Genomic DNA, 26142 nt, shown 5'->3' on the forward strand with positions numbered 1-26142 from the left:
AAACCTGCCCGCATTACGCTGAGGGCGGTGGCGGGCAATAAGACTGCAGCCAATGTTCCAGCTGTTCCGGGAGCATTGGCCGCGCAAACAGGAACCCCTGTTTTTCGTCCACGCCAACCTCATCCAGGAACCTGTTCTCGCTTTCTGTCTCGACGCCTTCGGCGATCACTCTGAATTTCAGCGCCTCGGCCGCCGCAACGATAGCGCGCACCAGCGACTGTGAAACCGGATTGAAATTCACGCCGCGCACAAAGCTCTTATCCAGCTTAATCGCGTCCAGCGGGATACGCGCCAGCTGCGCCAGCGAGGAATAACCGGTGCCGAAGTCGTCAAGATGAACCTGCGCGCCCAATTCGCGCAGCCGGGTGATGACCGCGCGCGCACGTTTCTCATCCTCAATCAGGCTGCTTTCCGTCAGTTCGAAGTCCAGCAGGCATGGCGCTAACTGGTTGTGCTGCAGCACGTTGATCAGATCCCCCACGATGGAATCATCGACCAACTGACGTGCGGAAAGATTTACGGCAACCCGCAGCGCCAGCCCCTGCCGTTGCCATTGGGCGGCCTGTTTGGCCGCGGTTTGCAGCACCCACCGGCCGAGCGGGCCAATCAGCCCGGACTCTTCAGCGTAAGAGATGAACTGCAATGGCGGGATCAGGCCGCGTTCGGGCGAGTTCCAACGCACCAGGGCTTCCACGCTGCGCACCGTACCACTGAGCGCATCGATTTTCGGTTGGTAATAAACCACCAGTTGATTCTGTTCCAGACCCTTGCGCAGGTTGGTGTCCAGCCACATATATTCCGCGACTCGCTTGTTCATTTCCGGCGAGAACACGGTAAAGGTACGTTTGCCGTGCTCTTTGGCCACGTACATGGCGGTGTCGGCGCTACGGATCAGGCCGTCGAGATCGCTACCGTGTTCCGGACACAGCGCGATACCAATCGAACAGCCGGTATAGACTTCGATAAGGCCGATGCGGAAGGGAGTTTTCAACCGGTCGATAATACGCTGGGCCAGCTGTTGCAACTGCTCGCGATTGGCCTGTTGCGCCAGCACCAGGAATTCGTCGCCCCCGAGACGGGCCAGAACCTGATCGGGTTCCAGACAGCCGAGCACCGCCAGCGATACTTCCACCAGCAAGCGATCGCCGAACATATGCCCGTAGGCATCGTTCACCTTTTTGAAATTATCGAGATCGAGGTACACCAATCCAACGTTGCTGTCACCACGCGCCGCAATGGCCTGGATAATTTTGTCCTGAATGGCGTTGCGATTGGGCAAGCCGGTGATGATATCGGTATTGGCCAGCACCCGCAGGCGTTCCTGGGCACGGCGTTCTTCAGTGATGTCGGTGCCGGAGCAAATCAGGAAGACTTCGTTTTTTCCGCTGCCGCTATGGACGAATTTGTTGCGGAACAAGAACAGCCGCTCGCCTTTTACCGTTTTGACCCAGCGCTCCACCTCGTAGGACGAGCCATTGCGGAAAAAACCGGCGATATTTCGCCGCGATGCCGCCGCTTCTTCCGGGCTCATAAACAGCTGAAAGACGTTTTTGCCTATGACATCATGTTCATGCAGGCCGGTATATTCTTCGCTCAGGCGGTTGAAACGCTGGATGCGGCCATGCTGGTCGACAATTACAATCACCGAATTGGCTTCCGACACCACCTGCTCGGCAAAGGAAAGCCCATGCACCAGATCGCGGGCGACCGACTTGGTGTCGCTGAAGGCGGAGGCGGTGCCGGCCCATTCCAGCTTGTTGATCCGGCGGCCCACCAGGTGCAGATGGATTGGCTCGCCGACCAGCGTAATTGAGATATCCAGACTCGCGGTAATGCCGCTCAGGCGCCGGATTTTTGCCGCCTGCATGGCGCTGAGCGCCACGGCCATATGAGCTTTGCCTTTGACAGCGGACAGCTCCAGGGCATTGCTGTCGAACGCCAGCCGCCAGTAGGGGCTGTTGGTGCCAAAATGGGCGTTAAGAAGCATAGGACCTTGGTCTGCGAACATGATGATTCCTCAAAAGGGCACGACAGCCAGGTCTCCGCAATGAGCGTAGCAGCAGTTTTCAGGCTCGGTAGCGGCCGCAGTGCACGTATCTCCATCATATAACACGTTTTTCACAGGCGGGCATGGGTGATGAAACTATTATATAAGCAATAATTAGTTTTGCTGTGTAAATGTCCCGTTGCCGCCGCTTGCTTTGAGTGTAAGAGAAAAATCTTCAGTCACGGGAAATGTGTACGATTTCTGCGCATTGGGTACCACCATATTGTTGAAGGGCGGTTGCAGCGGATGAGGATAAATTATAATAAAGGGGGCGTACGGCAGGAATAACCCCATTGGGGGGAATTTTAATTTCCTCAGGCAATCAAAATTTCCGGACAATAGACGCTTTCTTCATAATTTACTCAAAGTTGTCGAATAAACCTGTTTGGGGTTTTAAAAAATTTACACAGCATCGCATTACTCTAGGTTTAACGGCCTACTATTATCTCCGACGAACGAAAGAAGAGCCTGTTCACATACAGCGCTCCTGATGAAGAATAATTTTAAGGAAATGATTATGCGTAAACTGACCGCTTTATTTGTAGCTTCTACTCTGGCGCTGGGCTCTGCTTCCATGGCCTTCGCTGCCGACACTACGGCGGCACCGGCTACGACCGATGCCGCACCGATGAAAATGATGCACCATAAAGGCGAAGGTAAAGGTGGGCCATTCGCCGGCCTGAACCTGACCGAACAGCAGCGCCAGCAAATGCGCGACATCATGAAAGAATCGCATCAGAATCGCGGCGCGGGCGTAAAAGAGGAGCGTCAGGCGTTGCATAACCTGGTGGCGAGCGACAGCTTCGATGAAGCAAAAGCGAAATCCCAAATTGATGCCATCAGCAAAGCGCAGTCCGAACATATGCTGGAACGCGCAAAAGCGGAAAATAAAATGTATAACCTGCTGACCCCTGAGCAGAAAAAACAATACAATGAGAATTATCAGAAACGCGAACAAAAAATGATGGACCACATGAATAAAATGAAATCGAAAATGACGACCGAACAGTAATAACGTCATGGGGTAAATAAAAAGGGCCAGATTATTCATCTGGCCCTTTTGCTTATCTCACTTCAACTTACCTTCCCGTTAAACAACGGGTTTCCCTTGGTATTGCGTGCGAGTGAGTGAGTTTCCTGTCAATCCCGGTTAATTTTTTTAAATTGACGAGTGGTTTCGGTTAACGCTAGTTCAGTAGGCAGACGTTCCATGGAACTGGCACCGTAGAAACCATCCACCAAAGGGCAGTGCCGCATGATATATGAGGCATCTTCAGGCGTGGCTATTGGACCCCCATGACAAAGGACGATCACGTCTTCGCGGATCCGTTTGGCAGCCTGGGCCCAATCGTTAATCAGCGGGACGCAATCGGCCAGGGTCAGAGCCGTTGCTGCGCCAATACTGCCGCCGGTAGTCAGCCCCATGTGCGGCACTATGATATCGGCACCTGCCTCAGTCATTGCTACCGCATCTTGTGTATTGAAAACATAAGGTGTGGTCAGCAGATCTTTTTCATGAGCCAGACGAATCATGTCCACCTCCAGCGCATATCCCATGCCGGTTTCCTCCAGGTTGGCGCGGAAGTTGCCGTCAATAAGACCCACCGTTGGAAAGTTCTGCACCCCGGCGAAGCCCGTGTTCTTAATCTCATCAAGAAACTTGTCAAAATGGCAGAAAGGATCCGTACCATTAACCCCGGCTAAAACAGGTGTTTTTTTGACTACGGGCAAAACTTCTTTGGCCATATCCATGACGATCTCGTTTGCGTTGCCATAAGCCAGCAGACCGGCCAGGGAGCCTCGACCCGCCATGCGATAGCGGCCTGAGTTATAAATGACAATCAGATCGATACCGCCGGCCTCTTCGCATTTGGCTGAGAGCCCGGTGCCGGCACCTCCGCCAATGATAGGTTCACGGCGGGCAATCATTTCCCTGAATTTAGTAAGTAGCTCCTGTCGGGTATGTTTGGCCATTTTTAACTCCAATCAATAAGTACGAGATATCTCCCTAAACTGTTGCACGGCGATGTCGGCAAAGCGGGGATCGTTGATGTTATAAGGGGTTTTGATCAGACGGTGTTTTTGCGTGGGTCGCCATGTCATTTCCAGCGCGTTGACGAAGGCTGCCAAAGCTTCAGGATCCCAGAATGCGTGCCCAGGGGAATCGAGAGCGGAAACGCCACCTTCAGGGATCAGGAAGCGAACCTCCCCGGTACACGCATTCAGCTTTTCACCAATCCAACGGCCCATTTGGGTATTTTCTTCTGGCGTAGTCCGCATCAGAGTCACTTGGGCATTATGGTTATAGAACTGACGCTCAGCATAACGAGCGGGGATGGTGTCTGGGTGGCCAAAGTTAATCATATCCAGGGCGCCGCAAGACATGACACAAGGAATGCCAGTATGGGCTATCGCATTGAAGCGATCTTCGTTACAGGCCAGCACGCCACCAAACAGGTAGTCGCAGACTTCAGTAGTAGTTAAATCGAGTACGCCATTTAACAGGTGGTTATCAACCAGCTTTTCCATCGCCCTGCCGCCGCTGCCGGTTGCATGGAATACCAGACAATCCCATTCCTTTTCAATTGCAGCTGTCACCTCCTGAATACAAGGAGTAGTGACACCAAACATGGTAAGCCCAACAGCAGGTTTACTGTCGGTATCTGCCGGAGTGGCAAAGCGAACGGCACCGGCGATTTGATGGGCGGCATTTCCTAAAACGATACGGGAAATGCGGTTGAGACCGGCTACGTCTGTAACCGAGTACAGCATGCTAATATCACTGGCGCCCACATAGTTGGAGGTATCACCGGATGCCATGGTCGAAACCATTAGCTTTGGCAGGCCAATGGGTAATTGCTGCATGGCGGGTGTAATCAATGCAGTACCGCCGGAACCGCCGAGGCCAAGTAAGGCCGCAACATCCTGACGCGAAAGCATAAACCGCTCAAAAGCGATGGACATGGCGGCAATCGCTTTACCGCGATCCCCGCAGAATACCGCGTTTTCGCCTTCTGGGTGGTAGCTGGCGACGGTAGCGGCAGAAATATCGGCAGGGTAGCAGGCCGGAACGTGATGGGTGGATAAATCAATGGTTAGCGTGGGTAACCCGATATCGGCGATAAGGCTGCGGACATAGGCCAATTCTCGCCCTTTCGTATCCGCCGTTGTTGCGATATAGATCATCCTCTGATTACTGTTCATTAGCCTGTTCCTGAATGATAGATTCGGATGGCCGCCACGCTATATTAATTATAATTTAATAAGTTAACTCAATTGAATCCCTGGTGTTGACTAATGTTACTGAGCGTAGTCGGTGAATTCATCATCATAATGAGACGGCTGTATCATTTATGCAAGAGGTTTGCGCACAAAAATGAGACTGGCGTCTTATATGATGAAAGAAAGGAAAAATTAACGCCTTTTCATGCGTGGCGCAGCGTTAGCCAAGTTTGTTACAGTGGTGTTTATTCGCCTGAGCTATTGTTCTGGCAAGCGTTATCTTGGTGAAAGAGGTCGCCGTGCCCTTAAATGTATCCCCAAATCTGACCCATACTCGTGCAAGAACCCGCAAGCTGTTACTTGACAGTGCAATGGTGTTGTTTGACGGTGGGACTTTTCCCTCAATTACCGAACTGGCCCTGCATGCGCAGGTTTCGCGTGCTACGGCTTATCGCTATTTCCCTACGCAGAGTGTGTTAGTCGCTGCCGTGGTTGCGGAGGGTTTGGGGCCTATTCTAGAGTGGCAACCAACAGACGATGACGCGCGGGTGCGCATTCAACAATTACTGAGTTTTGCTTATCCACAAATGGAGCAACATGAGGGCGCTTTGCGTGCTGCATTGCAACTTTCGCTCCAGCAATGGGCCGAGGCGCGTTCCAGTACCATTAAGCCGATAGAAAAGCTGGTACGCGGCAACCGCAAACGTCTGCTGAAGTTGGCGGTAGAACCGCTGCAGGATAAACTGCCGCCAGAGGCGTTACAGAGGGTGATTCATTCTTTTTCACTGATTTATGGTTCGGAAGTTTTTCTGGTACTGAAAGATATTTGGGGTTTGGATCTCGGCGGCATTCAGGATGTGACGCAGTGGATGGCGAAGGCCATTATTCGGCAGGCCGAAGAAGATGCGATGAACAGCAGAAAACCCTTAGCATGATAATCCAATTTTCAACGCTTTCCTCTGTCAAAACCAGCACATTTCACTGAGTAAATATTGGCAGTTCTTATAATTTAAAATGATAAGAAGAGGCAGGTAAGCTTTTTTGATAGGCCTGAGGGAAAATAGCCCTTGGCCTTTTTGTTTTTATATTGTCAATGTTTATCATTGAGTTATGTTTTTATCCGCGGTAATTAAAACGCTCTCTCCGGCCATTTCTGGTCATTTGAAATCCTTATGCATCCCACCTCCTTTACATAACGGTTATCGGTCCCAATCAGGCGAACTCGCGATTGACTCATTAGGCGTGCTTGAGATTGTTGTGCTTTATTTATTTGGTGTTACGAAACTGTTACACAAAAAAACCAATAAAACATTTGCAAACAACAATGGATGGTATCTGGGATGGAAAGTAAACGTAGAGGAGACAAGCCTGTTCAGGCGGCCTTTGGCTGGCCTGAAATTGGCGTGAATCGCGCGCAATGGAGCGCAGTGCTTTTATGTCTGGCGGCGATCGGCGGAGCGCAGGCTGCACCCTATGTCGAGAGCGGCAGGCAGGGCGATCCGGCCAGTTGGCGCAGTAGCGAATTCAACGCTGAATGGGGCCTGGGGGCGATCCATGCCGATCAGGCCTACGCCGCCGGTTATACTGGAAAAGGCGTTAAGCTCGGTATTTTCGATCAGCCGGTATATGCCCAACATCCGGAGTTTGCCAGCCAGGGCAAGGTGATCAACCTGGTCACGACCGGCATCCGCGAGTACACCGATCCTTATATCCCGGTGAAGAAAGGCGACGCATTCCGTTATGACGGCACGCCGAGCGTGGATTCAGACGGCACGCTCGGTTCACATGGCACCCATGTAGGCGGTATTGCAGCCGGCAACCGCGATGGCGGCGAAATGCACGGCGTGGCGTTCAATGCGCAAATCATCAGCGCGGAAAACGGTGACCCGGGGCCGGAAGACGGCATCATTCTCGGCAACGACGGCGCGGTATACCAAGCCGGTTGGGATGCGTTGATCGCCAGCGGTGCGCGCATCATCAATAACAGCTGGGGTATCGGCATCACCGAGAAGTTCGATGAGGGGGGCAAGGATCCGGCTTACCCTCATTTCACTCTCGCCGACGCGCAGAAACAGTTCGATCAAATCAAACAGATATTGGGCACCAAAGCCGGCGGTGCCTATCAGGGCGCTATCGATGCGGCGCGCAGCGGCATCGTCACCATTTTTGCCGCCGGTAATGACTACAACCTGAATAACCCGGATGCAATGGCCGGCCTGGCCTATTTTGTGCCGGAGATTGCCCCCAACTGGCTTTCCGTCGCCAGCCTGCAAGATCCGAACAACAGCGGCGATTACAGCATCAGCAGCTTCTCTTCACGCTGCGGTTACACCGCCAGCTTCTGCGTTGCCGCGCCGGGCAGCAAAGTCTACAGCTCGATCATCGAAGGCAACAGCCTGGAGAATCTGACCACGGGTTACGCTAAATACAGCGGCACCTCGATGGCGGCGCCGCACGTGGCCGGCAGCATTGCGGTGCTGATGGAGCGCTTCCCGTACATGACCGGCGCGCAGGTAGCTTCGGTACTGAAGACCACCACCGTCGATATGGGCGCGCCGGGTATCGATGCGCTGTACGGCTGGGGGATGATCGATCTGGGCAAAGCGATTCGCGGTCCTGGCATGTTCGTCACCGAACAGGACATTCCGGAGGAGTTTCGCGTCAGTGGTGCCTATGGTCCCGAGCAGTTTGTGGTGAATCTGCCGGGCATCGGCGCGGTACTGGACAAGGGCAAACCGACTGAGCGGGTATGCGACGATGTTCACTGCGGGCTGGACGTCTGGAGCAATGCTATCTCCGGCCACGGCGGCCTGACCAAGCAGGGTATTGGCACCTTGGTACTGACCGGTGCCAACACCTACGCCGGCCCGACGCTGGTTAACGAGGGTCTGCTGGCTATCAACGGTTCGGTCACCTCGGCGGTGACGGTGCAGAACGCCGGTATTCTGGGCGGCTCCGGCAGCGTCGGTTCGTTGACCGCCCGCCGTGGCGGCACCGTAGCGCCGGGCAACTCGATCGGCACGCTCAATGTGGCCAACAACGTCAGCTTCGAGTCGGGTTCGCGCTATGCGGTGGAAGTCGCGCCGAACGGCCAGAGCGATCGGATCCACAGCGGCGGAGCGGCGACGATCGGCGGCGGTGAGGTGGCGGTCTCGCTGGAGAACAGCCCTAATCTGTTATCGCAGAGCGAAGTGCGCAGCCTGCTCGGCCGGCAGTACAGCATTCTGACGGCGGATCAGGGCGTCAGCGGGCAGTTTGACTCGGTGGCACCGAATTATCTGTTCCTGGGCACCGGGCTGAGTTATCAGCCTAATCAGGTGACGCTGAACGTGGGCCGCAACGACACCCGTTTCGCCAGCGTGGCGAAAACGCAGAACGAGCGTGCGGTGGCGGCGGCGGCGGATGCGCTGGTGGCGGGTAACCCGGTGTACGAGAGCCTCCTCAGCGCCGGTTCGGCGGGGGAAGCGCGGCAGGCGTTCCGTCAGCTGTCGGGGCAGATCCACGCGGATATCGCCTCGGCGCAGGTCAACGACAGCCGCTACCTGCGTGAGGCGCTCAACGGCCGCCTGCGGCAGGCGGAAGGGCTGGCGACCTCGCCGGACATCAAGGCCGATGAAGGCGGTGCCTGGGCGCAGCTGCTGGGCGCCTGGGACCACGCATCGGGGGATGCCAACGCCACCGGCTACCAGGCCTCGACCTACGGTGTGCTGCTGGGGCTGGACGCGGCGCTGGCTGACGACGGGCGGTTAGGGGTTGCGACCGGCTATACCCGCACCTCGCTGGACGGCGGTTACGGTTCGAACGCCGACAGCGACAACTATCACCTGGCGGTGTACGGCGGCAAGCAGTTCGGCGAGCTGGCGCTGCGCGCCGGCGGCGCCTACACCTGGCACCGCATCGATACCTCGCGCTCGGTCAATTACGGTGCGCAGTCGGACCGCGAAACCGCGAAGTACAGTGCGCGTACTGAGCAGGTGTTCGCCGAAGCGGGTTACAGCGTGAAGGCCGGTTGGGTGAACCTGGAGCCGTTCGCCAACCTGGCGTACATCAACTTCCAGAACAACGGCATCGCTGAAGACGGCGGTGCGGCGGCACTGCATGGCGACAAACAGCACACCGACGCCACCGTCTCGACGTTGGGGTTGCGCGCCGATACCGAATGGCAGGCGACGAAAGCCACCTCGGTGGCGCTGCGCAGCGAACTGGGTTGGCAGCATCAGTACGGCGATCTGGATCGCGGCACCGGATTGCGCTTCAACGGCGGCGGCTCGCCATTCGTGGTGAACAGCGTGTCGGCATCGCGTGACGGTGCGGTGCTGAAGGCCAGCGCGGAAGTGGCGGTGAACAAAAACGCCACGCTGTCGCTGGGCTATGGTGGCCTGCTGTCGCAAAACCATCAGGACAACAGCGTCAACGCCGGTTTTACCTGGCATTTCTGATCTTAAAAAAACAAACGGCACAGCCGCCCCGTCTGGGGCGGTTTTACGTAAAACAAAAAGGATAAGGGAATGAAGCAATCTGCAGGAAACGATAAATCGGCATTGGCGCCAGCCTGGAAACTGAACGCCTTGCTGTGCGCAATGTTGGCGGTGGGAGGGGCGCAGGCGGCTCCGCATGACGTGGGCGGCAACCTCGGCGATCCGGCCAGCTGGCGCAGCGATGAATTCAATGCCAACTGGGGGTTGGGCGCGATCCATGCCGATGAGGCCTATGCGGCGGGGTATACCGGCAAAGGGCAAAAGGTGGGGATCTTCGATACCCCGGTGAACAAGCATCCAGAATTTGCCGGCGACGGCAAGCTGACCAACGTGGTGACCGAAGGCTATCGCGCCTATACCGATCCGCATCGGCCGGGGATTAATGCCGGCGATCGTTTTTACTTCGACGGGACCTTCCATTTTTACAGCGGATCGCAAGGGTTGTTGAGTAATCACGGGGTCCATGTGGCGGGTATCACTGCCGCCAATCGTGACGGTACCGGCATGCACGGCGTTGCCTTTGATTCGCAGATCGTCAGCGTGGACAACGACAATGACGGTCCGGCTTACGGCGAGTTCCTCGGGCTGGACGGCAGCGTGACCAACGCAGGTTGGCAGGCGATGATCAACAACGGCGTACGGGTGATCAACAACAGCTGGGGCGTCAGTATTCCCGATTTTCTCTCGGACAATGGCAAAACCCCCGACGCTCTGCATTTTGAGTTAAAAGACGCGCAAGAACAGTTTGATCAGGTTAAACCGCTGCTCGGCAGCCTGGCCGGTGCGGGGTATCAGGGGGCGATCGACGCCGCCCGTAAAAACATTCTGGTGCTGTTTGCCGCCGGTAATGACGGTAACTACAACCAACCGGATGTGATCAGCGGTCTGGCGTATTTTGTGCCGGATATTGCGCCTAACTGGCTGTCGGTTGCCAGCGTCGCGCAAGATGCCGCTTCCACCAATAGCGTGCCTTACACCCTCAGCAGCTTCTCTTCGCGCTGCGGTTATACCGCCAGCTTCTGCGTCTCGTCGCCGGGCAGTAAAATTTACAGCACCGTGGCCAACGGTTCAGATCCGAATCAATTGGTCTCGGACTACGGCAATAAAAACGGCACCTCGATGGCGACGCCGCACGTGACCGGCGCGGTCGCCGTATTGCTGCAGCGTTTCCCGTACATGACATCGGCGCAAATTGCCGACGTGCTGAAAACCACCGCCACCGATATGGGCGCGCCGGGTATCGATGCGCTGTACGGCTGGGGGATGATCAACCTGGGCAAAGCGATTAACGGGCCGGGGATGTTCTATACCGCTGAAGATATTCCGCAGGAGTTCCGTATTCCCGATCCGGACGGTGTGGCCTACGGTTCGACGCAGTTTGTCGCCAATATTCCAGGGCAGGGGGCGGAGGTCGATCAAGGCACGTTGCATGCGCGCATTTGTGATGACTTCCACTGCGGGTGGGAAGTGTACTCAAATAACATTTCCGGCCACGGCGGCCTGACCAAAGAGGGGACGGGCGCGCTGATGCTGACCGGTGCCAATACCTACGCCGGCCCGACGCTGGTTAACGAGGGTCTGCTGGCAATCAACGGTTCGGTTACCTCGGCGGTGACGGTGCAGAACGCCGGTATTCTGGGCGGCTCCGGCAGCGTCGGTTCGCTGACCGCTCGCCGTGGCGGCACCGTGGCGCCGGGCAACTCGATCGGCACGCTCAACGTGGCCAACAACGTCAGCTTCGAGCCGGGTTCGCGCTATGCGGTGGAAGTCGCGCCGAACGGCCAGAGCGATCGGATCCACAGCGGCGGATCGGCGACGATCGGCGGCGGTGAGGTGGCGGTCTCGCTGGAGAACAGCCCTAATCTGTTATCGCAGAGCGAAGTGCGCAGCCTGCTCGGCCGGCAGTACAGCATTCTGACGGCGGATCAGGGCGTCAGCGGGCAGTTTGACTCGGTGGCACCGAATTATCTGTTCCTGGGCACCGGGCTGAGTTATCAGCCTAATCAGGTGACGCTGAACGTGGGCCGCAACGACACCCGTTTCGCCAGCGTGGCGAAAACGCAGAACGAGCGTGCGGTGGCGGCGGCGGCGGATGCGCTGGTGGCGGGTAACCCGGTGTACGAGAGCCTCCTCAGCGCCGGTTCGGCGGGGGAAGCGCGGCAGGCGTTCCGTCAGCTGTCGGGGCAGATCCACGCGGATATCGCCTCGGCGCAGGTCAACGACAGCCGCTACCTGCGTGAGGCGCTCAACGGCCGCCTGCGGCAGGCGGAAGGGCTGGCGACCTCGCCGGACATCAAGGCCGATGAAGGCGGTGCCTGGGCGCAGCTGCTGGGCGCCTGGGACCACGCATCGGGGGATGCCAACGCCACCGGCTACCAGGCCTCGACCTACGGTGTGCTGCTGGGGCTGGACGCGGCGCTGGCTGACGACGGGCGGTTAGGGGTTGCGACCGGCTATACCCGCACCTCGCTGGACGGCGGTTACGGTTCGAACGCCGACAGCGACAACTATCACCTGGCGGTGTACGGCGGCAAGCAGTTCGGCGAGCTGGCGCTGCGCGCCGGCGGCGCCTACACCTGGCACCGCATCGATACCTCGCGCTCGGTCAATTACGGCGCGCAGTCGGACCGCGAAACCGCGAAGTACAGTGCGCGTACTGAGCAGGTGTTCGCCGAAGCGGGTTACAGCGTGAAGGCCGGTTGGGTGAACCTGGAGCCGTTCGCCAACCTGGCGTACATCAACTTCCAGAACAACGGCATCGCTGAAGACGGCGGTGCGGCGGCGCTGCATGGCGACAAACAGCACACCGACGCCACCGTCTCGACGTTGGGACTGCGCGCCGATACCGAGTGGCAGGCGACGAAAGCCACCTCGGTGGCGCTGCGCAGCGAACTGGGTTGGCAGCATCAGTACGGCGATCTGGATCGCGGCACCGGGTTGCGCTTCAACGGCGGCAGCTCGCCGTTCGTGGTGAACAGCGTGTCGGCATCGCGTGACGGTGCGGTGCTGAAGGCCAGCGCGGAAGTGGCGGTGAACAAAAACGCCACGCTGTCGCTGGGTTATGGCGGCCTGCTGTCGCAAAACCATCAGGACAACAGCGTCAACGCCGGTTTTACCTGGCGTTTTTAACGACCTTAGCCTGAAAGATACGGGGTCAGCTTGCTGGCCCCGTTTTTATTGGGGCCGGGTAACAGTGACGGCAAGGGAAGCTGTCCGTATGATGCATCGCGCCGTTTGGCGAGAAAACGGCAATAAAAAACCGAGACCCTTGCGGATCCCGGTTCAAAAGTGGGTAAAACAGATTAGCGCTACGGCTCAAATCCCGGTTTGCTTACAAACTGAGTGAATGCAGGCATCCTTCAGTAGCGGCAATCGGAACTAATTTTCCCTGGTGTTATTATGGTTATTATCAAAAGTGGTTCTAGTATTATTTTTTATAGTGTATTGCTGTATGTGTCTTTTGATACCATGTTTGACTATAGAACATGGTATGTCAAGCAACGTTTTTAAATTAAGATTGCATGGTATGCAATGTTTTGTTGATACTTCTTCATAATTAATAATTAAAATAATTGATAAATAAGCAGAAAAATCGAAGGGAAAAATGGATAACAATCACCAAAAATTCGATTCGTTGTCGATTGCAAACCGGGTCAGGGAACTGTTTTTGCATTACGGCATTGGTAAGCGGCAGCATGCAAAAGAGCTTAGCCGTATTCTGGATCTGAGTTTTTCACATGCGCATCGAAAACTGAAAGGGCAAAGCCCCTGGACGCTGGAACAGATTAACAGCGTAGCTGCTGCATTGGGTGAAACGCCGGCGGCTATCGCGGACATGGGCGCCGAACAGGAGGCAGCGGCGCAAACTATGGCGCAGGATGCCATCTTTTTTGTGGCGGGTGCGGAAATTGCCTGTGTCGGCCATATCGGCGATGAACTGCCGGCTGGGCGGCAGGCGGAGTTCGTGGCGCTGAAGCCGGACCAGCAATGGCAGATTTATCGCGCGGACGATGCGCCGTTGGGTAAACGCTTTTGGGTTGAATTGATAGAGATCCGCCCGAGCCATACCGATGATGAGCGTTTGAGCATTGCGGTGCTGGATGATTCGCACCAGGCGGCGGATGAGCTGGCAAAATACCTCGATGGCCGCGGTTTCACGGCGGTGGCATTCTACGACGTCGGCAGTTTTTGCCAGGCGCTGCAACAAAGCCTGTTCGACGGTTATGTGGTCGACTGGCTGATCGGCGAGGAAACGGCGGATAAATGCATTGAAGCCATCCGCAACTCCGACAACCCGGATGCGCCGGTACTGGTGCTGACCGGCCAGTTGGGCACCGATCAGCGCGAGTCGGAAATCGCCAAAGCGATGCGTGACTATGACGTGCTCGGCCCCTATGAAAAGCCAGTGCGGCTTCACGTCATCGAAGCTGCCCTGTTGCGGTGCTTTAATCTTTAGCGGTGAACAGCGAGGCCAATGCGTTGGACAGCGCGTCCAACCGCACCGGCTTCATTAAATAGTTATCGAACAGCGCCCGTTGTTCGGCAGACAGTTGTTCCGAGGGGTAGGCGCTGATGCCGATAATCGGCACCTGGCGGTTGGGGCCGCGGCGGCTACGCAACTGTTTGGCCAGCGCGGCGCCATCGATGCCGGGCATTTGCAGGTCCAGCAGCAGCGCGTCGTAAGGGCGCCGGAACAGCTTTTGCAGCGCCCGTTCAGGCGAATTGCACAGCTCGTGCCGGTAACCCAGTTTGTCCAACAGAGCCGCAAAGGCGTCGCTTACCGACTTATTGTCATCCACCACCAGAATATGCTGCTGCTTCTGCGTCAGGCCGTGGTGCTGCGCCGGTGTTGCGGCCGATTCCTCTTCATCGCCGATCTCGACAGGGATGCTGACGATAAAGGTGCTGCCTTTCTTGATTTCGCTGTAGACGGTAATGGTGCCGTTGAGCAGCGTCACCAACCCATGCACAATCGCCAACCCCATACCGACGCCGCCATACTGCCGGGTGTGCGACTGATCAAGCTGGGTAAAGGGTTTGAATATCTGGTCGAGCATCTCTTTTTCGATGCCGATACCGGTGTCGGTGACCTCGATAATCAGCGAACTGCCGGTAGGTTGCCGCCGCAGGCAACTGTGCAGCGTGATGGTGCCGTTTTCGGTGTATTTGTAGGCGTTGGTCAGCAGGTTGACGATAATCTGCCTGATACGCAGCGGATCGGAATGTATTTGCTGGTGGCCGCACTCAACCTCGCACAGTAGCGTAACCCGATCTTTCTGGCTCAGCCTGGTGATTTCATTCGCCGTTTCCTCGATCAACCCTTGGGCGTCGAACGGCACTATGCGCAGCTCCATCATGCCGCTGTCCAGGTGAGCATAATCGGTCAGGTCCTTCATCTGGCTCTCAACCTGCTGCGCGGCGGTTTCCAGCCGCTGGAAGGTGTCCGCATGTTCGGCCGACACTTTAGTATTCATCAACACGTCAATGGCGGACATGATGCTTTGCAGCGAGGTACGCAACTCATGGCCGATGGCGCCGAGAAAGGCATTTTTGCTGCGTGTGGCTTTCTCCGCCTCAATCGCTTTGGCCTGCTGCCGGATGGTCAGGCGCTGCTGGCGCAACACAATCAGGGTGATGGCAATCAGCGCGATCACCGAGAACATGACGATCACCAGGCCATAAAAAATGATGTGTCGCTTTTCGATATAGTCTTCATAGGCGACAGTACGCTGCTTCACTTCTGCGTGATCGGTCAGGTTGGCCATCTCAATCGAGTAGGGCTTGATTTGCTTCATGGCCTGAGAAATGTGGGTGAAGTCAATCGTCGGGCTATCCAGCAACGTATCGATCCGATCCATTTGCCGGCGCATTTGGGTGACCACTTCAGGATAACCCGGCTCGGCATACAGCGGCTGCGTGGATTCGGACACCGTTTCCAGCACGTAAAAGCGTGAGTACAGGATTTCAAATTTAAGCCTGAGATCTTCGCTATCCACCCGCGGCGCATTTTTCTGTTGTTCTACCAGGGTTTCAAATTCAGCCAGCTTGATGGCGAATTTTGCGATCGACCAAGAGTAATTTTCCTGAGTGCCGGCAATGGCATACAGCCCTTTCTTTGACAGGGTGGCGCTGTAGTAATACAGCGTTACCGTAGAGGCAACCAAAAAAAGCGCGGCAAAAATCGCGGGGATCGCCAGCCTGCTGCCGCTTTTAAATCCTTTAAGCTTCATTTAATTGCAATCCTGTCCACTTGCCAGATAAAGCGCGAGTTGTAGAGTGGGGAATTTAACTCAGGCCCTGCGGCATCCCTTGGATAAACCAAAAACAGCGGTCCGAAGTTTCTGATCTTCAGCATTTCGCCGTCCATCTTGTAGGCCAAAATTATATGGTATTTCTCGACGTCGGACAGCGGCACGTCGATGTAATAATCGTTCAGCGCATAAAACGTCAGCGTGCTGCCTTTGGCCCCCACGCGCGCCAGAATATCCGCCACGGCCACCCCTTCGAATTTTCTTTGCGGCGTCCAGGAGGTTGAGGTGGTGATGCTGTGCACCGGCATTGCCAACAGTTGCTTATCGGTAAACAGATAGCTTTTTTTTGCCGGGTCGGTGGCATTTTCGATATTGCCTGTCACTTCCAGAGTGAAACTTAGCGCGCTGGATTGAACGATGACCAGCGCAAAAAATGCCCACGCGGCGTTTTTAAAAAAAGTGAACAGCATCGGTGCTCTCCAGAAGTAGCGGAAGTCTGCATAAGGCCTGCTAATTTAACAGGCAAAATCATGGCAGAAAACACAGGGTTGTGCCGGAGGGAAAGGTAAAGAAAGTGAAAATAGGCAGGCCGGGGCATGACCCTGGTCCGAGAGAGGCATTTTCCGCCAAATATGGCCTCTCCCCGAGCTCGGTGAAAAAGGGGATGGGATGGCAATGGTGAAATAAAAAAACCAGGCGCTGACGCAACCTGGTTGATTTGATGCACAATCAGGTGACTGGCGCAGGGTCATCGACGCTTTTTAAAACGTTAAATGTTGCAATCAGGAGTTCACAGCATGTCAGTGGTTACGAATAACTCGCTTCTCAGTGAAACTGCCGTTCAGACTGCGCCGATGGCCTCGGCCCTCAACACGTTGAAAATGCTGGTGCGTTACAAAGCCTGGGCGGATGCATTGACGTTCAGCAACGTCAGGTCGTTGCCGGAGGGCGAAGCCCTGAAACAGCGCCCGACGCGGTTTGGCAATATGGTGCATACCTTGAACCATATCTACGTGGTAGACGATATTTTCAGGCACCATCTGCAGGGGAAAAAACACGGCTATACCGCGCGCAATACCGAGCATACGCCGGCGCTAGAGGATTTGTGGCAGGCGGTGCAGGAAATGGACCGTTGGTATGTCGATCTGGTGGATACCTGGTCAAACGAGGATCTGACGAAGGCCGTCCATTTCGAGTTTGTCGGTGGGGGTGAAGGCGTGATGACGCAGGAAGAAATCGTGCTGCACCTGGTGAATCACGCTACCTATCACCGCGGCTTTGTCGGCGACATGATGTATCAGGTGCCCTTCACGCCGCCGTCAAACGACCTGCCGGTGTTTATCAGGGATCATTTCAACCCGGCCCGTTAAGCCGGGTATCGCGATAAAAAAAGGTCAGGGCCCTGAGGCGCCTGACCTTTTTTGTTGCCGTTTACCCAGCGGCATAGGCCGCCGGGCAGGCAAATCAACGCATGGTAACGAACTCTTCCGCTGCGGTCGGGTGGATCGCCACGGTGTTGTCGAAGTCCTTCTTGGTGGCGCCCATCTTGATGGCGACGGCGAAACCTTGCAGGATCTCGTCCATGCCCAGGCCGATGCCGTGCAGGCCGACGATCTTCTCTTCTTTACCCACGCACACCAGCTTCATGCGGCACGGTTGGCGGTGCTGCGTTACGGCGCTGTACATGGCGGTGAAGGAAGACTTATACACTTTCACGCTGTCGGCGCCGAATTTCTCGATAGCTTCCGGCTCGGTCAGGCCGATAGTGCCGATCGGCGGGTGGCTGAACACCACGGTGGCGATGTTGCTGTAATCCAGGTGTTCTTCCGGCTTGTTGTTGAACAGGCGTTCGGACAGACGACGGCCGGCGGCGACCGCGACCGGGGTCAGTTCAACCGCTCCGGTGTTGTCGCCCACCGCGTAAATGCCTTTTACGCTGGTGTTCTGGTATTTATCGACGTCGATATAGCCATTTTCGTTGGTTTTCACCCCGGTTACGCTCAGGTTCAGGTTATCGGTCGCCGGTTCGCGGCCAATCGCCCACACCAGGCTGTCGACGGTGAATTCCTTGCCGTTTTCCAGTTGCAGCGTCAGGCTGCCGTCGGCGTTCTTGACGATGGCTTTCGGCACAGATTCGGTGTGCAGGCTTGGCCCTTCGGTGTTCATCACTTCCACCAGGGTCTCGACAATCATCGGATCGAAGGTGCGCAGCGGTGCGTGTTTACGCACGAACAGGTGGGTTTCGGCCCCCAGCGCGTTCATCACGCCGGCGATCTCCACCGCGATATAGCCCGCGCCGACCACCGCAACGCGTTTTGGCATTGCGTCCAGCTCGAAGAAACCGTCTGAGTCGATGCCGTATTCGGCGCCTGGAATGTCAGGGTGGCTCGGGCGGCCGCCGGTGGCGATCAGGATATGGTCGGCGGTGATCTTCTCGCCGTTCACTTCCACCGTGTGGGCGTCGATAAAGCGCGCGAAACCTTTAATCACGTCGACTTTGTTTTTGCCCAGCACGTTGTCGTAGGAATTATGGATACGGTCGATATAGGCGGTGCGGTTGGCGACCAGCTTCTTCCAGTCGAAGGCGTTGACGGTAGTATCGAAGCCGTAATCCGGGCCGTACAGGTGGATGGCTTCGGCGATCTGCGCCGCGTGCCACATGACTTTTTTCGGTACACAACCCACGTTTACGCAGGTGCCGCCCAGTTCCTTGGCTTCAATCAGCGCGCATTTCTGGCCGTACATGGCTGCCCGGTTGATCGATGCGATGCCGCCGCTGCCGCCGCCAATTGCTAGATAATCGTAATGTTTGGTCATCTGGGATTTCCATGAATTGTGTGAATCGAAGAGGGTAAGAGTTTAACGCCTGATACGGGTTTGTCGCAAAGATTGCGTCGATGGTTGCGATAGGTGGGATATACCCGTCATCTTTCAAGTTGCAGCGTTGTTATCTGCACTCGCTCACCCCAGTTACTTACTTGAGTAAGCGCCTGGGGATGAGCGAGTTGGCCGCCTAGCTGCAACTTGAAAGCTATAGGGTATGAAGGCGCGGCGTACCGCGCCCGGTGGGCTTATTCCGGCACCACCCAGTTGATCAAATGGTGGCCATTGCCCGACGGCACCAGCGTCTTGTGCAGCCACGGCAGCACGTTCTTCATCTGCTGTTCCAGCTTCCACGGCGGGTTAATCACGATCATGCCGGAGGCGGTCATGCCGCGCTGATCGCTGTCGGGTCTTACCGCCAGTTCGATCTGCAGAATATTGCGGATGCCGGTGGCTTCCAGCTCTTTGAGCATGCGTTTGATCTGCTGGCGCATCACCACCGGATACCACAGCGCGTAAGTGCCGGTGGCAAAGCGTTTGTAACCTTCCTGCAAGCCTTTGATCACGTCCTGATAATCGGTTTTCATCTCGTACGGCGGGTCCATCAGGATCAGCCCACGGCGCGACAGGGGCGGCAACTGGGATTTCAGTTGCTGGTAGCCGTCGGCACGTTGCACCTTGGCGCGTTCGTCTTTCTGGAATTCGCTGCGCAGCAGCGGGAAATCGCTCGGGTGCAGCTCGGTCAGGTGGATTTTATCCTGCGGGCGCAACAACTGACGGGCAATCAGTGGCGAGCCAGGGTAGTAACGCAGCTTGTCGGTGCGGTTAAAGTTGCGTATCACGCTCATGTAAGCCGCCAGCTCTTCCGGCAGATCGTCACGTTGCCACAGCAGGCCGATGCCTTCCAGGTATTCCCCGGTGCGTTCGGCGTGCTCACCGCTCAGCTGATAGCGCCCTGCGCCGGAGTGGGTATCCAGGTACAGGAAAGGTTTATCTTTTTCTTTCAGCGATTCAATGATCAGGCTCTGAACGGTGTGCTTGAGCACGTCGGCGTGGTTGCCGGCGTGAAAACTGTGGCGGTAACTTAACATGGCTGGTGGTAATTCCTTGTGCTCCTGCGGAGCGTGCTGAAGATAATGAAGGCTTATAATCTGCACAGTATAAACTGTCTGGCAGGGAAAAACTGAACTGCGTTGCCGCAGGTCATTAAGGGAGTGATAAGACGATGAGCGAAAACGCGATTTTGGACCGCTACCCCGACGCTGCGCGTTGGGCATTCGGCGATGGGCCCGAATTGGCCAATGAACTGCTGCAGCTGGTGCTGAGCGGGGATAAAACGGCGACCTGCGGTTCTTATGCCAGTTACCGGCAAGAGAAGTCGCCTATGCTGGGCGATTATAACGTCATCCTCGATGGGCGCGGGGAACCCGCCTGCGTGCTTCGAACGCTCTCCCTGCGGTTGATCCGCTACTGTGACGTCACCGCCGAGATGGCGGCCAAAGAGGGGGAAGGGGATAAAAGCCTGGCGTTCTGGCGGCAGGGGCACCGGGCGTTTTTCACCCGTGAAGGCAGCTTCGCACCGGATATGTGGCTGGTGTTTGAAGAGTTTGAATTGGTCGAAACGCTGTGAATCACAAGGAGATAACATGAGCTGCATCTTTTGCGACATGGTGGCGGGCAACGTGCCGTGCCATAAAATCTGGGAGGACGACGCCCATATGGCGTTCCTGTCCATCTACCCCAATACCGAAGGCTTCAGCGTGGTGATCCCCAAGGCGCACTTTGACAGCTACGCCTTTGCGCTGCCGGACGCGGCGCTCAGCGAATTGATGCTGGCGACCAAACGGGTGGCGCAATTGCTCGACCGGGCGTTTGACGACGTGGGCCGCTGCGGCATGGTGTTCGAGGGTTTTGGCGTCGATCACGTGCATGCCAAACTGATCCCGATGCACGGCACCGCCGGGCTGGCTCAATGGCAGCCGATAGAGTCCAAATCGAGCAAGTTTTTCGATCGCTACGAGGGCTATCTGTCTTCGCACGATGCCGCGCGCGTCGACGATGGGCATCTGGCCGCGCTGGCGGCGAAAATCCGCCAGAGCACCCTTTAAGGCACTATCTATCAACGCCCGGCCATTGATTTTCCAGCCGCTTGGCTCCATGTTAGATATTCATCCGCATTTTAAGGCCTGCCCGCTGCGGCGGGCCCCAACGCTAATCAGGACTGCCCTATGACAAATCCGTTGCTGACACCGTTTTCCCTGCCGCCGTTTTCCGCCATTCGCCCTGAAGATGTCGTGCCCGCGGTGCAATCCGCCTTGGCTGATTGCCGCGCTGCGGTAGAGCGCGTGGTCGCGCAGCCGGGGCCATTCACCTGGGATAACCTGTGTCAGCCGCTGGCGGAGTCGGACGATCGCCTGTCGCGCATCTGGTCGCCGGTCGGGCATCTGAATTCGGTCAAAAACAGCCCGGAGCTGCGTGCCGCCTACGAACAGGCGCTGCCGCTGCTGTCTGAATACGGCACCTGGGTGGGCCAGCATGAGGGGCTGTACCAGGCCTATCGCAGCCTGAAAGAGGGCGAAGCGTTTAACCAACTGACCGCGCCACAGCGCAAGTCGGTGGAAAACGCGCTGCGTGATTTCGAACTGTCGGGCATTGGCCTGTCGCCGGAAAAACAGCGGCGCTACGGCGAGATCGTCGCGCGCCTGTCCGAGCTGGGTTCCACCTACAGCAACAATGTGCTCGACGCCACCATGGGCTGGAGCAAACTGATTACCGATGAAGCCGAACTGAGCGGCCTGCCGGAAAGCGCGCTGGCACAGGCCCAGGCGATGGCGCAGGCCAAAGAGCAGGATGGCTGGCTGCTGACGCTGGATATGCCGAGCTACCTGCCGGTGCTGACCTACGGCGACAACCGTGCACTGCGTGAAGAAATGTACCGCGCCTTCGCTACCCGCGCTTCCGATCAGGGGCCGAACGCCGGCAAATGGGATAACAGCGAAGTGATGGCGGAAACGCTGGCGCTGCGCCACGAACTGGCTGAACTGCTGGGCTTCGCCAGCTACGCCGACAAATCGCTGGCGACCAAAATGGCGGAAAACCCGGAGCAAGTGATCGGTTTCCTGAACGATCTGGCCAAGCGCGCCCGCCCGCAGGCCGAGAAAGAGCTGGCGCAGTTGCGCGCCTTCGCCAAACAGCATTACGGCGCGGATGAGCTGGAAGCCTGGGACATCACCTATTACGGTGAAAAACAAAAACAGCACCTGTTCTCCATCAGCGACGAACAACTGCGCCCGTACTTCCCTGAACAGCGCGTAGTCGAAGGGCTGTTTGAAGTGGTGAAACGCATTTACGGCATCACCGCCAAAGAACGCAAGGATGTGGATACCTGGCATCCTGAAGTGCGCTTCTTTGACCTGTTCGATGCTGACGGCGAACTGCGCGGCAGCTTCTACCTTGATCTGTACGCGCGTGAGAACAAACGCGGCGGCGCCTGGATGGACGACTGTGTCGGCAGCCTGCGCAAGGCCGACGGCTCGCTGCAAAAGCCGGTTGCCTACCTGACCTGCAACTTCAACCGCCCGCTGGGCGACAAACCGGCGCTGTTCACCCATAACGAAGTGACCACGCTGTTCCACGAATTCGGTCACGGTCTGCACCATATGCTGACCCAAATCGATACCGCCGGCGTCTCCGGCATCAGCGGCGTGCCGTGGGATGCGGTCGAGCTGCCGAGCCAGTTTATGGAAAACTGGTGCTGGGAGCCGGAAGCGCTGGCCTTTATCTCCGGCCATTATCAGAGCGGCGAGCCGCTGCCGAAAGAGATGCTCGACAAGCTGCTGGCGGCCAAAAATTACCAGGCGGCGCTGTTTATCCTGCGCCAGCTGGAGTTCGGCCTGTTCGATTTCCGTATGCACGCCGAGTACAGCCCTTCACGCGGCGCGCAAATCCTGCCGACGCTGGCGGAAGTGAAGAAAATGGTGGCCGTGGTGCCTTCACCGAGTTGGGGCCGCTTCCCGCACGCCTTCAGCCATATCTTTGCCGGCGGTTATGCGGCGGGTTACTACAGTTATCTGTGGGCGGAAGTGCTGTCTGCCGATGCCTACTCGCGCTTTGAAGAAGAGGGGATTTTCAACGCCGAAACCGGCAAATCCTTCCTCGACAACATCCTGTCGCGCGGCGGTTCGGAAGAGCCGATGGCGCTGTTCAAACGCTTCCGTGGCCGTGAGCCGCAGCTGGATGCTATGCTGCGCCATTACGGCATTAAAGGATAACTCACCGGTGAGTGTGTGTTTATTGTGTGAAGAAGGCGCCGATCCCGGCGCCTTGTCTATTCTGGCGGAGCGCTGGCAGTTAACGTCGGACGACGACGCGCTGATGGCGCTGGTGTTGACGCCGCAACGGCTGGAGCTGCGCAAACGCGACGAACCCAAACTGGGTGCGATTTACGTCGATTTCGTTTCCGGCACCCTGGCGCATCGGCGCCGTTTCGGCGGCGGGCGCGGCGAAGCGGTTGCCAAGGCGGTCGGCATCAAGGGTAGTTACCTGCCGGAGGTGGTGGACGCGACCGCCGGGCTGGGGCGCGATGCCTTTGTGCTGGCTTCGCTGGGCTGCAAGGTGCGGATGCTGGAACGCAACCCGGTGGTTGCCGCGCTGTTGGATGACGGCCTGCAACGCGGCTATCAGGATGCGGAAATCGGTCCGTGGCTGCGTGAGCGTTTGACGCTGCTGCACGCCTCCAGCCTGACCGCGCTGACCGGCCTCGATCCGCGGCCCGAAGTGGTGTATCTCGATCCGATGTATCCGCACAAGCAAAAAAGCGCGTTGGTGAAGAAGGAGATGCGGGTATTTCAGTCGCTGGTGGGCAGTGATGACGACGCCGACGGCCTGCTGGAGCCGGCGCGTCGGCTGGCGACCAAGCGGGTGGTGGTGAAGCGGCCGGATTACGCCCCGCCGTTGGCCAACGTGCCTGCGCACGCGGCCAGCCTGACCAAAAGCCACCGCTTCGATATTTATATGCCGCTGTAAGCTTATTCCCGGGGGGCGAAACTCTTCGCCCCCGTTGTTATTCCTGCTCGCGCAGGCTTTTCCCCACGTCACCGCCCGGATGCACCGCCAGCAGGGTTTCCTTGCTGTAGCCGCTGCGTTCCATCAGGCAGGCGCAGGCGGCATCGAAAATCGCCAATACCAGCACGATAGACGTCGTTGCCAGCATATTGAGCGGATCTATCTCGTTTTCCACCCCGGTGCGGATCACCAGCTGCGCCGCATGGGCGATCGCCGAATCCGGGTTTTCCGTCACGCCAATCAGCGGTACGCCTTTGGCCTGCAGCGTCGGCAGCAGGCGGGTCAGTTCGTCGGAATTGCCGCCGCGCGAAATCAAAATCATCAGATCATCGCCGCGCAGAAAGCCCAAATCGCCGTGCGCCGCGTCGGTGGCGTTCAGGTAGATGGCCGGCCGTTCCACGCAGGCCAGCATATGGGCAATCTTGCGCGCCGCGATGCCGGAGGTGCCGACGCCGGTGACCACAATCTTGCCCCGGCACGCCGCCAGCAGCGTCAGCAGCCGTTGCCAGGTGGGCGCGTCGATGCGTTGGCTGAGCTGCGCCAGTTCACGGCTGTAAATGGCCCAGGCCTCCGCCGCACGCTGCCATTCCTGCTGCATCACGCCTCCTCCTGCATCAGCCGGCGGTATTTCATATGGTCGTTATACAGTTCATGGAACACGCGGTATTTGCGGTCGTAATAGCTTTTTATTTTGTTGGTCTGCGGCGTGACGGTTTTACCGATGCGGCTCATGGCGCTCATCGCTTCCGGCAGCGTGTCGAACACGCCCGCCGCCACGGTGCCCATCATCGCACCGCCCAGCAGCATCGCTTCGCTCTCCTCCGGCAGCAGCATGGCGCAGCCGGTGGCGTTGGCGTGTTCCTGCACGAACAGCGGGTTCTTGGTGCCGCCGCCGCTGGCCATAATGGTGTCGATGCTGTAGCCGCTGTGGTTCATGGTTTCGATAATATGGCGGGTGCCGAGCGCGATCGCCTGGAGGGTCGCTAGATAGTGCAACGCCATGTCCTCCGGGGTGCGCGACAGCTTCAGCCCGGTCAGGGTGCCGGTCAGCGTCGGGTTGGCGCGCGGCGAACGGTTGCCGTGGAAATACGGCAGCATGTGAATATCCTGGGTCAGGAAGGCGATGTCTTCCGGTTCGCCGGCCATACGGCGCAGCAGGGCGTTCAGTACCTCATAGATGGTCTGCCCTTGAGTTTTCGCCTGCGCCAGCAGATCCTGATGGCACGGATGAGACTGAATCACATGGTCAATCAGCGCGCCGGTAGCGGATTGCCCCCCTTCGTTCAGCCAGTATTCCGGCAGAATCGCCGAGTAATACGGCCCCCACACGCCGCCGATAAAGCGCGCGGTACGCGACATCGCCATATGGCCGGTAGACGTCCCGCCGATCAGCGCGATACGGCGGTTAAAATCCGCCACTTCGCCGGAAACCCCGGTGGCGCCCAGCGTGCCGAGGGTACCGGCATGAGCGTCGATGATCGACACGCTGACCGCCGTACCGGCAATCAGGCCCATCTCGCCGGCGGCGCGCTGCGTCAGGCCGTGGCCCAGGGGTTCACCCATCATTTTGACGTCGCTGCCGATCTTGGCTGCGTCGTGTTCCAGCACGTCTTCCAGCCCAATCTGTTTGAAATAGCTTTTGTCCCAGCGCTGCTCATGGCCGAGGTAAGTCCATTTGCACACCGTCGAACACAGCGAACGGGTGGCGTCCTGGGTGGCGCGCCAGGTGAGGAAATCCGGCAGGTCAAACAGGTAGCCGGCATTGGCCCAGGTGGTCGGCATATGCTGCTTCAGCCACAGCATTTTGGGGGTTTGCATCTCCGGCGAGATGATCCCGCCGACGAAGTCCAGTACCCGGTGTTTGGTGGCGTTGATGCGCTCGGCCTGAACGATCGCCCGGTGATCCATCCACACGATGATGTTCTGCTCGGTGCGGCCGGACGGGCTGATGGTCAGCGGCCGGCCTTCTTTATCCAGCACTACCAGCGAACAGGTGGCGTCGAACCCCAGCCCTTTGACCTGAATCGGGTTGATGTCGGCCTGGTTGACCGCATCGCGCACCGCGCTGCACACCGCTTGCCAGATATTGTCCGAAGACTGTTCGACAAAGTCCGCCTGCGGGCGGTACAAATCGATGGGTCGGCTGGCCTGCCCGACCATGCGGCCGTTGAGATCGAATACCCCTGCGCGTGCGCTTCCGGTGCCTACATCTACGCCAATAAAATAACTCGCCATTATTCTTCTCCTAAAGGTCGTG

19 protein-coding genes are annotated in these 26142 nt (G+C 57.4%); 10 read left to right on the top strand and 9 right to left on the bottom strand.

The window, feature by feature from the left end; translation table 11 throughout:
• Positions 1-13: 13 nt before the first annotated feature.
• Positions 14-2008, bottom strand: a complete 1995-nt coding sequence (gene pdeR, locus JK621_RS17325) for a cyclic di-GMP phosphodiesterase (protein ID WP_212556977.1) — start codon at positions 2006-2008, stop codon at positions 14-16.
• Positions 2009-2564: 556 nt separating this feature from the next.
• Between pdeR and spy the strand changes: the two genes are divergently transcribed.
• Positions 2565-3059: an ATP-independent periplasmic protein-refolding chaperone Spy gene (gene spy / locus JK621_RS17330; protein WP_212556978.1), complete on the top strand. Its 495-nt coding sequence runs from the start codon at positions 2565-2567 to the stop codon at positions 3057-3059.
• Between the two features lie 128 nt (positions 3060-3187).
• Here spy and JK621_RS17335 read toward each other — a convergent pair whose 3' ends face one another.
• Both JK621_RS17335 and JK621_RS17340 read right to left on the bottom strand, forming a co-directional pair.
• Positions 3188-4021, bottom strand: coding sequence for a phosphoenolpyruvate hydrolase family protein (locus JK621_RS17335; protein WP_212556979.1), 834 nt, complete (start codon positions 4019-4021; stop codon positions 3188-3190).
• A gap of 12 nt (positions 4022-4033) precedes the next feature.
• Positions 4034-5251, bottom strand: coding sequence for a Tm-1-like ATP-binding domain-containing protein (locus tag JK621_RS17340; protein WP_212556980.1), 1218 nt, complete (start codon positions 5249-5251; stop codon positions 4034-4036).
• 317 nt (positions 5252-5568) lie between these two features.
• Between JK621_RS17340 and JK621_RS17345 the strand changes: the two genes are divergently transcribed.
• The 4 genes from JK621_RS17345 to JK621_RS17360 all read left to right on the top strand — a co-directional run bounded on the left by JK621_RS17345 (position 5569) and on the right by JK621_RS17360 (position 14203).
• Entirely contained in the window at positions 5569-6204 is a 636-nt protein-coding gene (locus tag JK621_RS17345; protein ID WP_212560224.1) for a TetR/AcrR family transcriptional regulator, read from the top strand.
• Positions 6205-6609: 405 nt separating this feature from the next.
• Positions 6610-9708, top strand: coding sequence for an autotransporter outer membrane beta-barrel domain-containing protein (locus JK621_RS17350; RefSeq protein WP_249337088.1), 3099 nt, complete (start codon positions 6610-6612; stop codon positions 9706-9708).
• 69 nt (positions 9709-9777) lie between these two features.
• Positions 9778-12876, top strand: a complete 3099-nt coding sequence (locus JK621_RS17355; protein ID WP_212556981.1) for an autotransporter outer membrane beta-barrel domain-containing protein — start codon at positions 9778-9780, stop codon at positions 12874-12876.
• A 475-nt stretch (positions 12877-13351) separates the two neighbouring features.
• Positions 13352-14203, top strand: a complete 852-nt coding sequence (locus JK621_RS17360) for a helix-turn-helix domain-containing protein (protein ID WP_212556982.1) — start codon at positions 13352-13354, stop codon at positions 14201-14203.
• Here JK621_RS17360 and JK621_RS17365 read toward each other — a convergent pair.
• Together JK621_RS17365 and JK621_RS17370 are read right to left on the bottom strand one after the other, a co-directional pair.
• Positions 14193-15977, bottom strand: coding sequence for an ATP-binding response regulator (locus tag JK621_RS17365; protein WP_212556983.1), 1785 nt, complete (start codon positions 15975-15977; stop codon positions 14193-14195). The two genes, JK621_RS17360 and JK621_RS17365, sit on opposite strands and share 11 nt — an antisense overlap.
• Positions 15974-16468, bottom strand: coding sequence for a molybdopterin-dependent oxidoreductase (locus tag JK621_RS17370; protein WP_212556984.1), 495 nt, complete (start codon positions 16466-16468; stop codon positions 15974-15976). The genes JK621_RS17365 and JK621_RS17370 overlap by 4 nt, the downstream gene beginning before the upstream one ends.
• A 327-nt stretch (positions 16469-16795) precedes the next feature.
• Here JK621_RS17370 and JK621_RS17375 point away from each other — a divergent pair, with 327 nt between their 5' ends.
• Positions 16796-17368: a DinB family protein gene (locus JK621_RS17375; RefSeq protein WP_212556985.1), complete on the top strand. Its 573-nt coding sequence runs from the start codon at positions 16796-16798 to the stop codon at positions 17366-17368.
• A 94-nt stretch (positions 17369-17462) separates the two neighbouring features.
• On the opposite strand, the gene gorA is transcribed toward JK621_RS17375, so the two are convergent.
• Together gorA and JK621_RS17385 are read right to left on the bottom strand one after the other, a co-directional pair.
• Entirely contained in the window at positions 17463-18815 is a 1353-nt protein-coding gene (gene gorA, locus JK621_RS17380) for a glutathione-disulfide reductase (RefSeq protein ID WP_006328703.1), read from the bottom strand.
• A gap of 254 nt (positions 18816-19069) precedes the next feature.
• Positions 19070-19912 carry a 23S rRNA (adenine(2030)-N(6))-methyltransferase RlmJ gene (locus JK621_RS17385; protein WP_212556986.1) on the bottom strand — a complete coding sequence of 281 codons (843 nt, stop codon included), beginning with the start codon at positions 19910-19912 and terminating at the stop codon, positions 19070-19072.
• Positions 19913-20046: 134 nt separating this feature from the next.
• Here JK621_RS17385 and JK621_RS17390 point away from each other — a divergent pair, with 134 nt between their 5' ends.
• From JK621_RS17390 to rsmJ, 4 genes are all read left to right on the top strand, one after another.
• On the top strand, positions 20047-20451 hold the full coding sequence (locus tag JK621_RS17390; RefSeq protein WP_212556987.1) for an ASCH domain-containing protein: 405 nt from the start codon (positions 20047-20049) through the stop codon (positions 20449-20451).
• A 16-nt stretch (positions 20452-20467) separates the two neighbouring features.
• Complete coding sequence (locus tag JK621_RS17395; RefSeq protein ID WP_212556988.1) at positions 20468-20929, top strand: HIT family protein; 462 nt, start codon at positions 20468-20470, stop codon at positions 20927-20929.
• A 120-nt stretch (positions 20930-21049) separates the two neighbouring features.
• Positions 21050-23092, top strand: a complete 2043-nt coding sequence (gene prlC, locus JK621_RS17400) for an oligopeptidase A (RefSeq protein ID WP_212556989.1) — start codon at positions 21050-21052, stop codon at positions 23090-23092.
• A gap of 7 nt (positions 23093-23099) precedes the next feature.
• On the top strand, positions 23100-23846 hold the full coding sequence (gene rsmJ / locus JK621_RS17405) for a 16S rRNA (guanine(1516)-N(2))-methyltransferase RsmJ (protein WP_062868993.1): 747 nt from the start codon (positions 23100-23102) through the stop codon (positions 23844-23846).
• 37 nt (positions 23847-23883) lie between these two features.
• Here rsmJ and JK621_RS17410 read toward each other — a convergent pair whose 3' ends face one another.
• Together JK621_RS17410 and JK621_RS17415 are read right to left on the bottom strand one after the other, a co-directional pair.
• Complete coding sequence (locus tag JK621_RS17410; protein ID WP_006328695.1) at positions 23884-24483, bottom strand: KpsF/GutQ family sugar-phosphate isomerase; 600 nt, start codon at positions 24481-24483, stop codon at positions 23884-23886.
• On the bottom strand, positions 24483-26120 hold the full coding sequence (locus tag JK621_RS17415) for an FGGY-family carbohydrate kinase (RefSeq protein WP_212556990.1): 1638 nt from the start codon (positions 26118-26120) through the stop codon (positions 24483-24485). The genes JK621_RS17410 and JK621_RS17415 overlap by 1 nt, the downstream gene beginning before the upstream one ends.
• Positions 26121-26142 lie beyond the last annotated feature (22 nt).

The sequence above is a fragment of the Serratia plymuthica genome (assembly GCF_018336935.1).
Taxonomy (GTDB): Bacteria; Pseudomonadota; Gammaproteobacteria; order Enterobacterales; family Enterobacteriaceae; genus Serratia; species Serratia plymuthica_B.

What these genes read in the sequence shown, in the direction of transcription:
- pdeR (WP_212556977.1), bottom strand. Translation starts at nt 2,008, where the DNA reads ATGTTCGCAGACCAAGGTCCTATGCTTCTTAACGCCCATTTTGGCACC.
- spy (WP_212556978.1), top strand. Translation starts at nt 2,565, where the DNA reads ATGCGTAAACTGACCGCTTTATTTGTAGCTTCTACTCTGGCGCTGGGC.
- JK621_RS17335 (WP_212556979.1), bottom strand. Translation starts at nt 4,021, where the DNA reads ATGGCCAAACATACCCGACAGGAGCTACTTACTAAATTCAGGGAAATG.
- JK621_RS17340 (WP_212556980.1), bottom strand. Translation starts at nt 5,251, where the DNA reads ATGAACAGTAATCAGAGGATGATCTATATCGCAACAACGGCGGATACG.
- JK621_RS17350 (WP_249337088.1), top strand. Translation starts at nt 6,610, where the DNA reads ATGGAAAGTAAACGTAGAGGAGACAAGCCTGTTCAGGCGGCCTTTGGC.
- JK621_RS17355 (WP_212556981.1), top strand. Translation starts at nt 9,778, where the DNA reads ATGAAGCAATCTGCAGGAAACGATAAATCGGCATTGGCGCCAGCCTGG.
- JK621_RS17360 (WP_212556982.1), top strand. Translation starts at nt 13,352, where the DNA reads ATGGATAACAATCACCAAAAATTCGATTCGTTGTCGATTGCAAACCGG.
- JK621_RS17365 (WP_212556983.1), bottom strand. Translation starts at nt 15,977, where the DNA reads ATGAAGCTTAAAGGATTTAAAAGCGGCAGCAGGCTGGCGATCCCCGCG.
- JK621_RS17370 (WP_212556984.1), bottom strand. Translation starts at nt 16,468, where the DNA reads ATGCTGTTCACTTTTTTTAAAAACGCCGCGTGGGCATTTTTTGCGCTG.
- JK621_RS17375 (WP_212556985.1), top strand. Translation starts at nt 16,796, where the DNA reads ATGTCAGTGGTTACGAATAACTCGCTTCTCAGTGAAACTGCCGTTCAG.
- gorA (WP_006328703.1), bottom strand. Translation starts at nt 18,815, where the DNA reads ATGACCAAACATTACGATTATCTAGCAATTGGCGGCGGCAGCGGCGGC.
- JK621_RS17385 (WP_212556986.1), bottom strand. Translation starts at nt 19,912, where the DNA reads ATGTTAAGTTACCGCCACAGTTTTCACGCCGGCAACCACGCCGACGTG.
- JK621_RS17390 (WP_212556987.1), top strand. Translation starts at nt 20,047, where the DNA reads ATGAGCGAAAACGCGATTTTGGACCGCTACCCCGACGCTGCGCGTTGG.
- JK621_RS17395 (WP_212556988.1), top strand. Translation starts at nt 20,468, where the DNA reads ATGAGCTGCATCTTTTGCGACATGGTGGCGGGCAACGTGCCGTGCCAT.
- prlC (WP_212556989.1), top strand. Translation starts at nt 21,050, where the DNA reads ATGACAAATCCGTTGCTGACACCGTTTTCCCTGCCGCCGTTTTCCGCC.
- JK621_RS17410 (WP_006328695.1), bottom strand. Translation starts at nt 24,483, where the DNA reads ATGCAGCAGGAATGGCAGCGTGCGGCGGAGGCCTGGGCCATTTACAGC.
- JK621_RS17415 (WP_212556990.1), bottom strand. Translation starts at nt 26,120, where the DNA reads ATGGCGAGTTATTTTATTGGCGTAGATGTAGGCACCGGAAGCGCACGC.